This is a genomic window from Fodinicola feengrottensis, from assembly GCF_010993775.1.
GTDB classification, from domain to species: Bacteria; Actinomycetota; Actinomycetes; order Mycobacteriales; family HKI-0501; genus Fodinicola; species Fodinicola feengrottensis.
Genome location: NZ_WOTO01000066.1, coordinates 38,450 through 52,003, shown reverse-complemented (window position 1 = coordinate 52,003; position 13,554 = coordinate 38,450). Strand labels below are relative to the sequence as shown.

The 13,554-nt window shown below is 67.9% G+C and carries 13 protein-coding genes and 7 pseudogenes; 18 read left to right on the top strand and 2 right to left on the bottom strand.

Translation table 11 applies throughout. The features are described from left to right. The 17 genes and pseudogenes from GNX96_RS40930 to GNX96_RS40860 form a co-directional block, all read left to right on the top strand. A partial coding sequence (locus tag GNX96_RS40930; protein ID WP_163572984.1) for a CGNR zinc finger domain-containing protein occupies positions 1–385 on the top strand: 385 nt, incomplete at its 5' end. Positions 386–457: 72 nt separating this feature from the next. Then, positions 458–1,411, top strand: coding sequence for a hypothetical protein (locus GNX96_RS40925; RefSeq protein WP_163572983.1), 954 nt, complete (start codon positions 458–460; stop codon positions 1,409–1,411). A 147-nt stretch (positions 1,412–1,558) separates the two neighbouring features. Further along, positions 1,559–2,128, top strand: a complete 570-nt coding sequence (locus GNX96_RS40920; RefSeq protein WP_163572982.1) for a DUF4129 domain-containing protein — start codon at positions 1,559–1,561, stop codon at positions 2,126–2,128. Beyond that, the gene (locus tag GNX96_RS40915) at positions 2,125–2,421 is read left to right on the top strand and encodes a hypothetical protein (RefSeq protein WP_163572981.1); all 297 of its coding nucleotides are present in this window, start codon (positions 2,125–2,127) and stop codon (positions 2,419–2,421) included. The genes GNX96_RS40920 and GNX96_RS40915 overlap by 4 nt, the downstream gene beginning before the upstream one ends. Before the next feature lie 151 nt (positions 2,422–2,572). Continuing rightward, positions 2,573–3,391 (top strand): DUF4350 domain-containing protein, encoded by an 819-nt coding sequence (locus GNX96_RS40910; protein ID WP_390624282.1) that lies wholly within the window; start codon positions 2,573–2,575, stop codon positions 3,389–3,391. A 182-nt stretch (positions 3,392–3,573) separates the two neighbouring features. After that, a pseudogene (locus tag GNX96_RS40905) lies at positions 3,574–4,659 on the top strand (AAA family ATPase). A gap of 80 nt (positions 4,660–4,739) precedes the next feature. After that, positions 4,740–6,010: pseudogene (locus tag GNX96_RS40900) on the top strand (DUF58 domain-containing protein). A 235-nt stretch (positions 6,011–6,245) separates the two neighbouring features. Further along, positions 6,246–6,440 (top strand): hypothetical protein, encoded by a 195-nt coding sequence (locus GNX96_RS40895; protein ID WP_163572979.1) that lies wholly within the window; start codon positions 6,246–6,248, stop codon positions 6,438–6,440. Beyond that, a pseudogene (locus GNX96_RS66200) lies at positions 6,377–6,667 on the top strand (glycoside hydrolase family 20 zincin-like fold domain-containing protein); the annotation flags it as partial. The gene GNX96_RS40895 and the pseudogene GNX96_RS66200, both read left to right, overlap by 64 nt. 14 nt (positions 6,668–6,681) lie before the next feature. Then, positions 6,682–7,371, top strand: a pseudogene (locus tag GNX96_RS40890) (family 20 glycosylhydrolase); the annotation flags it as partial. 344 nt (positions 7,372–7,715) lie between these two features. Continuing rightward, positions 7,716–7,988: pseudogene (locus GNX96_RS59065) on the top strand (Ig-like domain-containing protein); the annotation flags it as partial. Then, positions 7,968–8,993, top strand: coding sequence for a DUF4082 domain-containing protein (locus GNX96_RS40885; RefSeq protein ID WP_279582832.1), 1,026 nt, complete (start codon positions 7,968–7,970; stop codon positions 8,991–8,993). The pseudogene GNX96_RS59065 and the gene GNX96_RS40885, both read left to right, overlap by 21 nt. A gap of 4 nt (positions 8,994–8,997) precedes the next feature. Continuing rightward, positions 8,998–9,498: pseudogene (locus GNX96_RS66195) on the top strand (SDR family NAD(P)-dependent oxidoreductase); the annotation flags it as partial. Continuing rightward, the gene (locus tag GNX96_RS66190; protein ID WP_163572976.1) at positions 9,486–9,752 is read left to right on the top strand and encodes an SDR family oxidoreductase; all 267 of its coding nucleotides are present in this window, start codon (positions 9,486–9,488) and stop codon (positions 9,750–9,752) included. The pseudogene GNX96_RS66195 and the gene GNX96_RS66190, both read left to right, overlap by 13 nt. A gap of 9 nt (positions 9,753–9,761) precedes the next feature. Further along, positions 9,762–10,472, top strand: a complete 711-nt coding sequence (locus GNX96_RS40870; protein WP_279582826.1) for a PIG-L deacetylase family protein — start codon at positions 9,762–9,764, stop codon at positions 10,470–10,472. Beyond that, entirely contained in the window at positions 10,469–10,978 is a 510-nt protein-coding gene (locus tag GNX96_RS40865; protein WP_163572974.1) for an enolase-like domain-containing protein, read from the top strand. The genes GNX96_RS40870 and GNX96_RS40865 overlap by 4 nt, the downstream gene beginning before the upstream one ends. Further along, the gene (locus tag GNX96_RS40860; RefSeq protein WP_279582825.1) at positions 10,975–11,619 is read left to right on the top strand and encodes an enolase C-terminal domain-like protein; all 645 of its coding nucleotides are present in this window, start codon (positions 10,975–10,977) and stop codon (positions 11,617–11,619) included. Before GNX96_RS40865 ends, GNX96_RS40860 begins: the two co-directional genes overlap by 4 nt. 4 nt (positions 11,620–11,623) lie before the next feature. On the opposite strand, the pseudogene GNX96_RS40855 reads toward GNX96_RS40860, so the two are convergent. Next, positions 11,624–12,620: pseudogene (locus GNX96_RS40855) on the bottom strand (stage II sporulation protein M). Between the two features lie 70 nt (positions 12,621–12,690). Here GNX96_RS40855 and GNX96_RS40850 point away from each other — a divergent pair. Then, positions 12,691–13,281: an RDD family protein gene (locus GNX96_RS40850; protein WP_279582824.1), complete on the top strand. Its 591-nt coding sequence runs from the start codon at positions 12,691–12,693 to the stop codon at positions 13,279–13,281. 66 nt (positions 13,282–13,347) lie between these two features. On the opposite strand, the gene GNX96_RS66185 is transcribed toward GNX96_RS40850, so the two are convergent. Beyond that, entirely contained in the window at positions 13,348–13,488 is a 141-nt protein-coding gene (locus tag GNX96_RS66185; protein WP_390624279.1) for a hypothetical protein, read from the bottom strand. Positions 13,489–13,554 lie beyond the last annotated feature (66 nt).

Genomic DNA, 13,554 nt, shown 5'->3' with positions numbered 1-13,554 from the left:
TGCGCGCTCGCCCTCCGGCTGCGGACGGCGTTGCGAAATGCCGCACAGGCGCACCGCGACAGCGCTCAAGACGAGGCCCCCGACAGCCGACCTCACCCGCAAACTTCCGCTGTACGCCGACATCCAACCGGACGGCTTGATCAACCTGGTCCCAGCGGCGATCGCCGGAACGGTCCGCCATGCGCTCGCCGCCCTGCTGGCCACCGCGACGATGGCTACCGTCGACGGCACCTGGCGGCGGGTGAAAATGTGCGCGGCGCCGGACTGCCACACCGTCTTCTATGACAACTCCAAACCGCACAATGGCCGTTGGTGCAGCCCAAAAGGCTGCGGCAACCGGCACAACACCCGCACGTACCGCAATCGCGCGAATCGCACGCCGTGAGGGCTGCCCCATCGGGCTCGGTGGTGGGCGGTCGTACGGGTGCGGGCTGACGAGGCGTGACACGATGGCGGCATGGTCGCGACCGCAGACGCCGCGGCGGCCGTGACCGCGGCGAACCCCGCACAGGCCTCGCCTGGGGTGGCCGAGGCGGACGTCAGAGGCGTGCCCAGCATCCCGATGCGACCGCTCGCGGTCGGTGAGGTCATTGACTACTCGTGGGACATGGTCCGGCGCTGGCCGCGGATCAGCCTGACGCTCGGCGCGCTCACCACCGTCGCCGTGCAGCTCGTCGCGTTGCCGATGGCGGCGCTGGTCGCCGTGGTGGCGGCCACCGTCGACACGAACGGAGTCGCCGGCACCCTCGCGTTGCTGCTGTCGATCGCCGGCGCCACGTTCGCGGTGACGGCACTGACATACACCGGCACCGCCGCGCTCTCCGGGATGCTGTCGATCGTCGCCGACGATGCGGTGACCGGCGTCGAGCCGTCGCTGCGCCGGGTCCGACGCAAGATGCGCGGGCGGTGGCCGGCCCTGATCGGCGTCAGCTTGGTGATCGGCGCGATCGAGAGCATCGCCTCGCTGATCTCCTCGTTCCTCCTGCTGTCCATCGGATGGATGGCGGTGCAGCCGCTGACGTCGATGGCGGCCCCGACGACGGTGTTGGAACGGCTCAACCCGTTCCGGGCGATCCGCCGGTCGGCGGCGCTGTCCGGCCGGGACAGCGGGCGGGTGATCCTCATCCGTTTCCTGGCCAGCGTGATCCAGAGCGTGTTGACCCTAGTGACCGGCGCCATCTACGGCGGTGGCGCGCTCCTGCTGCTGGGTTTCCTCGGGGAGACCACCCCGGTCCTGCTCGGGCTGCTCTTCGGCGCCGAGCTGGTCGCGCTCGTGACCGGCGCCCTGATCGCGCCGTTCGTGGCTTTCAACTCCGGCGTGCTCTACGCCGATCGCCGGATGCGGGGAGAGGGGCTGGACATCGAGGTCCTGCTGGCCAACCGGCGGCGCCGGCGCGGGGTGGCCCGGTGATCACCCTGCCCACGCTGCTCCTGCTGCCGTACAAACACACGCCCGTCGGCGGTGACGAAGCGCGCAAAGCCGCCGCGAAAGAGCTGTCCAAAGAGGCATATAAGCAGCATGAGCGGTCCCTGCTGGACCGCTGGCTGAAACGACTTCATGGACTGGCTCAGCCGACACCTCAGCCCAGGTACGCAGGGCTCAGCAGCCAACAACTGGCTTCTCCTGATCGTGGTGGTCGCGGTGTTTTTGCTGGTCGCGGTGCTGATCTGGCGCTACGGGCTGCCCGCCAAGACGATCCGCGGCGGTGAGCCGGAACTCAAGCTCGGCACCGGTACGGCCGACAGCCACACCAACCTCGCCGACCGGTACGCGGCGGACGGCCGCTATGCGGAGGCGGTCCGGGAGCGGCTCCGCGCGATCGTACGGTCGTTGGAGCAACGTGACCTGCTCGATCCGCGGCCGGGCCGAACGGTGACCGAGATCGTCGCCGCGGTCCGCCGTTCGCTGCCGGACGCCACCGACCGACTGCGCGAGGGCGCACAGCTGTTCAGCGACATCTGGTACGGCAGTCGGACGGCTTCCGCCGCCGACGACGCGACCATGCGCGAGGTGTTCGCGACGGTGGCCGCCGCGAAGCCGTCCGTCAGCACCGATGAGCTCGTCGGCGCCGGTTGGGCACTGCCGGGCAGCGAAACCGACAACGGCGATGAGGCCCAGCCACGATGACCGTCGTCGCGCCGCCCACCCTCGCGCCTCCGCCGCCCCCAGGTGCGTACAAAGACCCCAAAGCGAGCGCGGTCGCCAGCCGCGCCTGGCGCTGGCTGTGGCTGCCGCTGCTCATCCTCGTGCTGGTCATCGCGGGTGCCAGCGTGGTGTTCATCGTCGACCTCGACAGCAGCGACACCGGCACCCTCAACCCGCACTCGTACCGGCCGGACGGCGGCAACGCGCTGCGGGTGCTGACCGAGAGCAGTACGGCACTCCGGTCGATACCCCGTCCACCAGCGCCGACGCGCTGAAGGCGGGGCTGGGCGGCGATGTCACGCTGCTGATCCCGGACACCGCGCCGCTGTCCGTACGAACGATCCAGTCGTTGAAAGCGCTGCCGCCGTCGACCCGCGTGGTCCTGCTGGCGCCTGATCGAGGAGCGCTGCACGTGCTCTCCCCGACCTGGACTTCGGCGACTTCCCGGCGACCTCGCCGGTTGCTCCCAACTGCGACGCGCCGGAAGCGAAAGCGGCCGGCAGCATCGACTTCGACGGCGCCGGCTATCTCCCGAAGACGATCCACGCCGCCCACGTGACCAGCTGCTATCAGGGCGGGCTGCTGCTGGTCAGCGACTCCACCGGTCCCGAGTTCGCGCTGCTCGGCGACGCCAACCTGCTGACCAACGAGCACCTGACCGGGTACGGGCACGCCGCGCTGGGCATCAACCTGCTGTCTACCCACAGCCGGGTCGAGTGGCTCTACCTGGACCAGCCGGAGTCCGCCAGCAGCGAGGGCGGCGACGGTTCCCAAGCGCTGTTCCCGCCCTGGGTGGATGCCGCTTCCCTTTACCTGATCCTCGCCGGAGTGCTGGTCGCGCTGTGGCAGGCCCGCCGGCTGGGCGTCCCGGTCCCGGAGCCGCTGCCGGTGGTCGTACGGTCCGCCGAGACCGTTGAGGGACGCGCGCGGCTCTATCGCCGGGCAGGCGCTCGCAAGCTCGCCGCTGAGTCGTTGCGGGGTGGGGCGCTGGCCCGGATCACGCCGGCGCTCGGGCTCGGCGCGGACCCCGATCCGCGCGCGCTCATCATCGCGTTGGCGCAGCGCAGCGGGCGTACGACCCAAGAGATCCATCGACTGCTTTACAGCCCGCCGCCGACCGACGACCAGGGCCTGCTGGCGCTGGCCACCGAGCTGGACCGGCTGGTGGACGACTACCTGACCCAACTCACGATCGGCCGAGCCGGCGCCGATCAGGGCAATAACCCGGAGGGACCGCAGCAGTGACGCAGAGCTTTGAGTATTTCCCACCTCGCCCTCCGGCGCAGCCGCCCTACCCGCCACCGCCCAACCCGCAGTCGACGTGGCAGCAGCCGCCGGCCGAGCCACCCACGTCGGGGTCCGAGTGGCAGCAGCCGCCGACGGACCAGCCGGAGCCCGTGGTCGGATCTGACTCCGGGCAGGAGCCGATGCCAGCGGACCCGCCGGCCGCCGAACCCACGCTTGAAGAGCCGCTGGTGGCGGCGCACGACGAGACTCCGCCGCCGGCGTATCAGCAGTCCTCCGACCGGCCGGCCGAGATCGCACCGGACCCGCGCGGCGATGACGCGCGGGACGCGCTGACCCGGCTGCGCAGCGAGGTCGCCAAGGTGGTGATCGGCCAGGATGCCACCGTCACCGGCCTGGTGATCGCGTTGCTGTGCCGTGGCCACGTGCTCCTTGAGGGCGTGCCCGGCGTGGCGAAGACGCTGCTCGTACGCACGCTGTCCCACACGTTGCGGTTGGACCACAAGCGGGTCCAGTTCACCCCTGACCTGATGCCCGGCGATGTCACCGGCTCGCTGATTTACGACGCTCGTACGGCCGAGTTCTCGTTCCGGGCCGGGCCGGTGTTCACCAACCTGCTGCTCGCCGACGAGATCAACCGGACGCCTCCCAAGACCCAGGCCTCGCTCGCTGCTGGAGGCCATGGAGGAGCGGACCGTGTCCGTCGACGGCGAGTCCCGCCAGCTGCCGGACCCGTTTGTGGTGTGCGCGACCCAGAACCCGATCGAATACGAGGGCACCTACCCGCTGCCCGAGGCGCAGCTGGACCGTTTCCTGCTCAAGCTGACCGTGCCGCTGCCCAGCCGGGACGACGAAATCCGGGTCGTGCAGGCGCACAACGCCGGCTTCGACCCGCGGGACCTGCCGCCGCCGCCGGCGTACAACAGGTGGCTGGCGCCGACGACTTGGCCGCTGCCCGGGAGGCCGTCCGCAAGGTGCAGATCGCCGACCCGGTGCTCGGATATGTGGTGGACATCTGCCGGCAGACCCGGTCGTCGCCGTCGCTCTCGCTAGGTGCCTCGCCGCGTGGCGCGACCGCGCTGCTGGGGACCGCGAAGGCGTGGGCGTGGCTGTCCGGCCGTGGGTACGTGACGCCCGACGACGTGAAGGCCCTGGCCCGGCCGACCCTGCGGCACCGGGTCGCGGTCCGGCCGGAGGCGGAGCTGGAGGGCGTCACCGCCGACGGGGTGCTGGACACCGTGCTGGCGAGCGTCCCCGCTCCGCGTTGACCTCGCCATGCTGACCGGAAGAGCGGTCGTCCTTTTCGCCGCCGGTGTGGTGCTGATGCCGTTGTGGGGCGTTTTTTGGCCTGTCTCCGTGGATCGGCTTGCTGATCTGTGTCGCCGTGCTGTTCCTGCTGCTGGTGGTGGACTGGAGTTTGGCCGCAGCGCCACGAAAAGTACGTATGCACCGAGATGGCGCGCTGCAGAGTCGGCTGGGCGAAACAGTCACTGTCGACCTGCACCTCACCCATGCCGGTAAACGGCCGTTGCGAGCGCTGGTACGGGACGCGTGGTTACCGTCGGCTGGTGCGACGCCGTACGCGCATCGCATTTCCCTGCGCCCAGGCCAAAGTGGCACCGTCACGACGACATTGACGCCGACCCGGCGAGGCGATCGGCGGACCGATCGGTCACCGTCCGGGCGTACGGGCCGATGCGGCTCGCCTTCCGGCAGACCCGGCGCAAGACCGCGCGGCGGATCACTCCACAGTGGACACTGCTGGTGCTGCCGCCCTTTACCTCACGCAAGTTCCTGCCGGAGAAGCTGTCCAAACTTCGCCAGCTGGAAGGAAAACTCGCCGTTCGCGGGCGCGGTCAGGGAACCGAATTCGATTCGCTGCGGGAATATGTCGACGGCGACGACGTGAGGTCAATTGACTGGCGAGCCACCGCCCGGCGGGACACTGTCGTGGTACGGACCTGGCGTCCGGAACGCGATCGCAAGGTCGTCTGTGTCGTCGACACCGGCCGTACGTCCGCCGTCCGGGTCGCCGACATCCCGCGGCTCGACGCCGCCCTGGACGCCTGCCTGCTGCTCGGCGCCGTGGCCGCACGGGCCGACGACCGGGTGGACATGTTCGCCGTCGACACCGATGTGCAATCCCGGGTGACCGGTGCGCACCGCGCCAACATCCTGCCCAGCCTGGTCCAGGCGATGGCTCGACTTTTCCCGCGGCTGGTCGAAACCGACTTCTCGCTGATGGTCAGCGAGGTGCTCCGGGCCGAGCGCAAGCGATCGCTGGTGGTGCTTTTCACCGCGCTGGAACCGGCTGCCCTGGAACACGGCCTGCTGCCCGTACTGGGCGCCCTGACCGCCCGGCACACCGTCGTACTGGCCACCCCCAGCGACCCGACAGTGGCCGCGATGGCCGCCCCGATCACCCCCGGCGACCAGCGCAAACGCGGCTCCGAGGCGGTCTACGCCCGGGCCGCCGCCGAACGCGCGCTCGGCGACCGCCGCCGGATCATCGCCACTATGCGCCGTGCCGGCGTCGAAGTGGTCGACGCACCCGCCGACATCTTCGCCTCCAAGGTCGCCGACGCTTATCTCGAACTCAAAGCCGCCGGCCTGCTCTGACCTCCCGCCGGAGTCGCCCTCAGGCCACCCGTGAAGGTTTTGCCCGTTTTGTGACCCGTTTCGTGGCATTCGCCGAGGTTGGCTGGCCGCCCTCGGCGTCGACGGAGCGCACTTTCGCCGCGATCACAGGTTTGCGTGAAAGCGCTTGGAGGCCCTTGCCAGTGCGCAACTTCGGCCATATTATCTGGATCCACGGAAACATTTTCGATATATCGAAGATGGACGGGAGCTGGAAGTGACCATCTCGCGCAGGCGTTTTCTGTCCCTGACCGGCGGCACGATCGTGGGCGGTGCCGTGCTCGGTGTCGGAGGTGCGCCGGCGTACGCGGCCGGTGGACCGCCGCCCACCATCCCGGCACTGCAGTCGTGGGCGGCGGGTGCGGGGCAGTTCACCCTCGGCGACGCCAGCGCCGCAGCCGGATCGTGCTGAACAGTGCCGACAACGGGCAACTGCAGACCGCCGCCGAGGTGCTGGCCACTGACCTGGGCCGGCTGCTTGGCAGGACCGTCGAGATCGTCACCGGAACGCCGGCGGCCGGTGACCTGCAAATGACCTTCACCGGCAGTGCGACCGGCTTGGACGCCGAGGCGTACGAGCTGCGCGTCGGCTCGACCATCGAGGTGCGCGGCCCGAAATCCGGTGCATTCTGGGGCACTCGTACGCTCGTGCAGTGGTTTCGACAGAGCCGCACGATCCCCGGCGGGATTGCCCAGGACAGGCCAAAATACGCCGATCGCGGGTTGTTGGTGGCCAACGTCGCGAAATACTTCACGATGACCTGGTGGCAGGGCCAGATCGAAGAACTGTCATATCTGAAGATGAATCTGCTGTGGCTGTCGGTCGGCTACGACAGCACGCCGTTGGCGGATATGCAGGCGATCGCGCAGTATGCGGCCCGACACAACGTCACGATGGTGCCGCTTTTCAACATGCCCGGCCATATGGACAAACCGCTGACCGGACATCCAGATATGCAGCTGCCCGGCGTGCCCGCCAACCTCGACCTGAGCAAGGACGCCGCTTATCCGTTCGCCGCTGGCCTGCTCACCCGCTGCTTAGCGCTTTCGACACGCCGTACTGGCACACCGGCGCGGACGAATACCTGGGCGACTACACCCCGTTTCCGCAGCTTGGTGCGTACGCGCGGGCACATTACGGACCAACCGCGGTGCCGGCGGACTGCCAGTACGGTTTTCTCAACTACCTCAACCCGATTGTCCGCGCCGCCGGCAAGACCATGCGCGTCTGGAACGACGGCATTCTCACCAGCGGAACCGTCCCCATCGACCAGAATGTCATCGTCGAGCACTGGGTTTCCTATCCCGCCGACAAAACACCGCAGCAACTGGTCGACCAGGGCTACGACGTATCGAACTCGAATCAGGATTTCCTTTACTATGACCCGGGAAACCGGCACCCGGATCCGCAGCGAATCTACGACAACTTCCACGTCGGCCTGTTCCACAACGGCTTGACGGTCTCCGACGACAGCCCGAAACTGCGCGGCGCGAAACTGAGCCTGTGGACCTTGCCGGACAGTGAGGGGGAGGAACTGGAGTCGGACACCCTGGCCAATCCGATGCGCTCGCTGGCCCAGCTGACCTGGGGATCACCGAAACCGTCGGCCACCTACTGGGGCGGTTTCGGTGCCATCATTGACAGTACCCGCCGGGCGCCGGGTTTCCCGAACCCGCGCTTTCGCTCGACACACCTGTCAGCGGTGCCACCAGTTTCCCGCCGAGCAAAGGCATTTCCGTCCAATTCTATGACGCTGTCCAGGCCGGCTCGATCCAGCTATCCGTCAAGACCGCCAGCGGCGCGACCGTGGCCGGCAGCATGTCGTACGACGCTGGCAACAAGATCGCCACTTTCACCCCGTCCGGGCCGCTCGCGTCCCATGCCTCGCACACCGCGACGCTGATCGTGACGCCGGACCGCAATGACAACATTCCGGCCGTGCCCTTGCAAACTTCGTGGCAGTTTCAGACGGCACTGCCGACGCGGGCCGGGGACGTACGCACGATCTGGGAGGACGCCGATGAGCCGGGTCTGATCGCCGCGGACGGCGACGAGGTCGAGCTCGGACTGAAGTTCCGGTCCGACAGCGACGGTTCGGTGCTCGGCGTCCGGTTTTACAAGGCGCAGGGCAACGTTGGCGCACACACCGGCACGCTCTGGTCCGCCGACGGCAGCAGCCTCGCCACCGCCGCTTTCACCGCGGAGTCGGCCGCTGGCTGGCAGGAGGTCCGGTTCGGCACGGCTGTCCCGATTCAGTGGAAGAAGACCTACGCCGTCTCCTACCACGCGCCAAACGGCCGTTATGGCGCCACCAATAGCGCTTTTACCAACGCCGGCAAGGATAGCGGCCTGCTGCACGCACTGAAGTCTGGTGTCAGCGGCCCGAACGGGGTGTTCCACTACGGACCGCACGGCTTCCCGGCCGACTCGTACGAGGACACGAACTACTGGGTCGAGCCACTCGTCCAACTGGGCGCGCAGCCACGGGCGATCTGGGCCGACACCGACGCTCCCACCCTTTTCAGTGCCGACCCGGCCTCGGTCGAGCTGGGACTGAAGTTCCGGTCCGATGTGGACGGTGTGGTGGCCGGAGTACGGTTCTACAAGGGAACCAACAACACCGGTGTGCACATCGGGACACTGTGGAACGCAGCCGGCGGCAATCTCGGCTCGGCGACCTTCGCCGATGAGTCGGCCAGTGGGTGGCAGGAGGTCCGGTTCGCCGCCCCGGTCGCGGTCAAGGCGAACACCACCTACGTCGTGTCGTATTACGCCCCCAACGGCTGTTTTGCCGCCACCAACAACGCTTTTACCAGCGTTGGCAAGGACAACGCACCTCTGCACGCACTGCGGTCCGGGGTCGACGCAGGCAACGGTGTCTTCGTCTACGGCGCCAGCGGCTTCCCGACTCAGTCATTCGCTGACACCAACTATTGGGTCGACGTCGTTTTCACGACAGGATAGCCGGATGGGAGACGAACGTACGGCCGTGGTGGTGGGCGCCGGCGGTGACATCGGCGGCGCCTGTGCCCGGGAATTGGCGCTGTCGCATGACATCGTCGTCTGCGTGGACCGGAACCAGGAACGCGCGAAGGCCATCGCCCGGGCGATTCCCGGGCGTGCGAAGGTGGTGGTCGCGGACGCCACCGATATCGGGTTCGCCGGTTCGGTGACCGCCGCGGTCGAGAACGTACGGTCCGTGGTGCACGCCATCGCGTACGAGGAACAGAGCCCGGCCGAGACGATCACCCGAGACAGCATCGAGCGCAGCCTCGCCGTCGGACCGGTGGCGGCCCTGCTGACTTTTCGAGAGTTGCTGGTGAAAGAGCGGCTGACAGCTGGCGCCAGCCTGGTCGCGATCGGCTCGCTGCACGCGAGCATGCCGTTCGCCGGCTGCGTCGGATACAACGCGGCGCATGGCGCGCTGGCCCAGGTCGTGAGATCACTCGCGCACGAATGGGCGGACCGCCGCATTCGCGTCAACGCGGTGGTTCCCGGCTGGATCCGCACGCAGGGCGAGACGGATCTGTGTACGGAGACGAGTTTCTCGACTCAGTCGCCAGCGCACTCCCGTTCGGTCGGTTCGGCACTCCAGCCGATGTCGCCTCGACAGTCGGTTTTCTCTGCTCTGACAAGGCAGCTTACGTCTCTGGCTCATTCTTCACCGTCGACGGCGGTTTGGGCGCCTCGCTGGCCCGTCTCCCGCAAGGTCCGCCGACATGACCGTGGTCTGTGTTTTCGCCCCATCAGGACGACGAAATGCGCTGCCTCGGCACGCTCGTACGGCTGCACGAGCAGGGCCAGCGGATCGGTTTCGTCTGCGTCACGAACGGCGACAAGGGGCTGTCTTTCGATGGCCCTGGTGGGCAACGCGAGGCCGCGGCCGTACGACAGCGGGAAATGCTGGCGGTGGCGAGCCATTTCGACGCCGAATATCTGTGCCTGGAACGGGAAGACGGATTCGCTGTCGGCGACCACGAATTGCGCACCGACCTCATCGAAGCGTTGCGCCGGCTGGCTGCGGAAGTGGTTTTCACGCACTGGACCAGCGACTACAACGACGATCACGTGGTGACCGCGAAAGCCGTCACGGATGCCGCACTTTTCACCGGCATCTCCTCTTTCGGCGCTGGTTCGCGGGCCCTGCCACGCACGCCGAGAATCTTCCACACCCATCCCGGTGAGGGATTCGGCTTCGAAGCGACCCATTTCGTCCCGCTCAGTTCCGCTCACGTACGACAAAAGGCCACGCTGATCCGGCGGCACGAGAGTCAGATGGACGTACGCCGGCGAATGCTCGGCTATGACTACGCGGACGAGATGGCCGACCACGATCGCGGTCAGGGCGCTCGACTGTCGGTCGCGGCGGCCGAGGCCTTCCGGCCCTGCCTCGCCGAGCGTCGGGTGCCGTGGCCATCGGATCTCCCCGGGCCGCTGGCGTGAAAATCACCGGAGTCACGCCTTTTCTGTTGCGTGGCGATGAAAAATACGGAACCGAAGGTGCGGAGGCGACGGACCAGGGAGATCACCTGCTGCTCGTACGCGTCGACACCGACGAGGGCATCAGCGGCTGGTCCGATGTAGAGACGCTCGGGCCGGTGGCTGTCCGGGTGCTCAGCGGCCGTGGCATGGGCGCGCTGGGTTTCCGTACGATCGCGGAAGAACTGGTCGGCAAGGACCCACTGCGACCCGACCTGGTGTGGGACGAGCTCTATGTGGCGACTGCCTATTACGGTCGGCGCGGTGTCGCCATGCACTGCATGTCAGCGGTCGACACAACTGCCTCTGGTCGATCCGGGCGCAGGCCGAGGGCGTTGACCTCGCCGCCGCGCTCGGCGGCCGGCGGCGCGACCGATTGCCGGCTTACGCTTCGACACTTTTCCGGCCCCATCCGGAAAGAAACGCCGAGGCCGTCCGTCGATATGTCGAGCTCGGTTTCCGGGCGGTGAAATTCGGCTGGGGCGGCTTCGGGATGGATCCAGGACTGGACCGGGAAAACCTGGCGGCCATCCGGGACGCCCTACCGGCGGGCCACCAGCTGATGGTCGATCCAGGCTGGTATGTCGACGACGGCGGCCGCCCACGTACCCGTACGGCCGACCAGATCCGCACGATGCTGTCGATCCTGAGCGACTTCCAGCCGTACTGGGTGGAGGATTTCGTGCATCCGGAGGACTTCGGTCAATACCGGAGTTTCAAGGCGGAATTCCCGGGGCTGCGGTTCGCGGCCGGCGAGCAGCAGGCCACGATCTGGGACTTTCGCCGGCTGCTGACCGAATCCGACATCGACGTGCTGCAGCCCGACCTGTCCCGCTGCGGTGGCCTGACCGTCGCACTCGCGCTGCGCGCCGAGACGGATCGGGAAATCGTCACGCACTCCTGGCTTACCGATCTCCTGCACGCGTACAGCCTGCATTTCCTCGCCACCCTGCCAAGCGTCACCTGGGTCGAGTTCAACGTGGCGCAGAGCGAGCTGAGCCGTGGCGCCTGTTCCTCGCGACTGGCGTTGGAGCCGGACGGGACGGTCGCGGTGCGACCGGAATCGGGCTCGGCGTCGAGGTCGACGAGGATTTCGTACGATCAAAGCTGAATAGCTAAGCCATCGGGACGTAGTCTTCGCGTTCGCCCACTCGAAGGTCGCCGGTTTCGCCCGTACCAGCCGCCCGGCGGCCGAAAAAGATGACATAGAAAAGGAAACTGCCGAAAGCGAGCACACCGATGGCGATCCGGGCGAAGGTGGGTAGCGGGGATGGGGTGACGAAACCTTCGATGGCGCCGCTGACGGCCAGTACGCCGGCGAGTCCGATCGCCGCGGTGACGCCGGCTCTGGCTTCGGTGGCGACCGCCTGCGCACGCGTACGCAGTCGGCCCGGCGCGACCCACGCCCAGCCGATCCGCATGCCCACTCCGGCGGCCACGAAAACCGCGGTCAGCTCCAGCAGCCCGTGCGGCAGAATAAGGCCGAAGAAAATGTCCGCTCGATGGTTGGCGATCATGATGCCGCCGATCACGCCAACGTTGAGAATGTTCTGGTAGAGCACGTAAATCACCGGCAGGATCAGCACTCCGGCGACCAACGCCATGGCTGTCAGCAAGGCATTGTTCAGCCAGACCTGGGCGGCGAAGGCCTGCGCCGGGTGATCGCTGTAATAACTGGCGAAATCCTTGTCCACCAAGTGCTTGATGTCATCCGGCGTACCGATTCGGGACTGCACGTTCGGGTTCAGTGCGATATAGGCCATGATCGAGAACGCCACCAGCGAGCAGATCGTGGCGACCGCGCACACCACCAGCGCCAAGCCCGATAGACGGTGACCGGGAAGGTGACGATGAAGAACCGGGCCACGTCCGACCACGCTGGTGCCACGGTGCCGGTGACCGCCGCTCGGCCGGCCGCCACCAGCCGGGACAGCCGGCCAATCAGCGCCGCGTCCGGCGATCGGCTCTGCACCACCGACAAATGCGTCGCGACCCGTTGGTAGAGCCCGATCAGCTCGTCGGTCTCCTCGCCAGAAAGCCGCCGCTTCCGGACAGCTCGGCCAGCCGGTCCCACTCGGTCGAGTGCTCCATGACAAAGGCGTCGATGTCCACGCCCGCCAGCGTAACCGCCGTTGTCCTGTCATCGGTTCCAGTGGTGACGCGGCCTGGCAGACTGGGCGCCATGGCGTACGACGGGCAGGAAACGGCACCGGGCGGTGGCCTGCTCACCGGCGAGGCGGTGGCGGTCGAGCTGCCGGTGGCCCGGCTCGGCACCCGTACGCTCGCGATCACCATCGACGCGGCCTGCGAATACCTGCTGTTCTACCTGTTCCAGTTGGGCCTGAGCAGCCTGCTGCTGAGCGGCGACACCGCTGCGTACACCATCGGTCTGCTGCTCTCGATCATCCTGACTTTCCTGGTCTGGCCGATCGCCTTCGAGACGGTCAGCCGCGGCCGCAGCCCCGGCAAGATGGCGCTCGGGCTGCGGGTGGTGCGGGCGGGACGATGGCGGCCCGATCCGGTTCCGGCAGGCGCTGGTGCGCGGCCTGGTCGGGTTCGCGCTGGAGTGGCCGGGCCTGCTGCTCGGGCCGATCGCTTGGCTGATCGGGTTGATCACGCTGCTCTTCAATGGCCGCGCCAAACGGCTGGGGGACATCGCGGCCGGCACCATCGTGCTGCAGCAGCGGCTGCCCGATCGTGGCGTCCAGATCCCGGACGTGCCGCCGCAGCTGCGTCCCTGGGCGCAGACGCTGGACCTCACCCGGCTCGATGACGAGCTGGCGCTGGCCGTACGAAAGCTCATCACCCGGGCCCGTGACCTGCGCGTGCCGGCCCTGCGTCAGCTCGAGGCCGAGCTGGTCGCCGAGGTCGCTGCGGTCACCGCACCACCGCCACCGGTCGGCACCCCGCCGGCGATCTTCCTGGTCTGCGTGCTGGCCGAGCGGCGCCGTCGCACGCTCCAGCGCAGCGCCGAACGCAAGGCCGCGGCCGCTCAGCTCGCCGTCATAGCGCCAGCAGCTCCCGTCCAGCCCGCCACGGTCGCCGT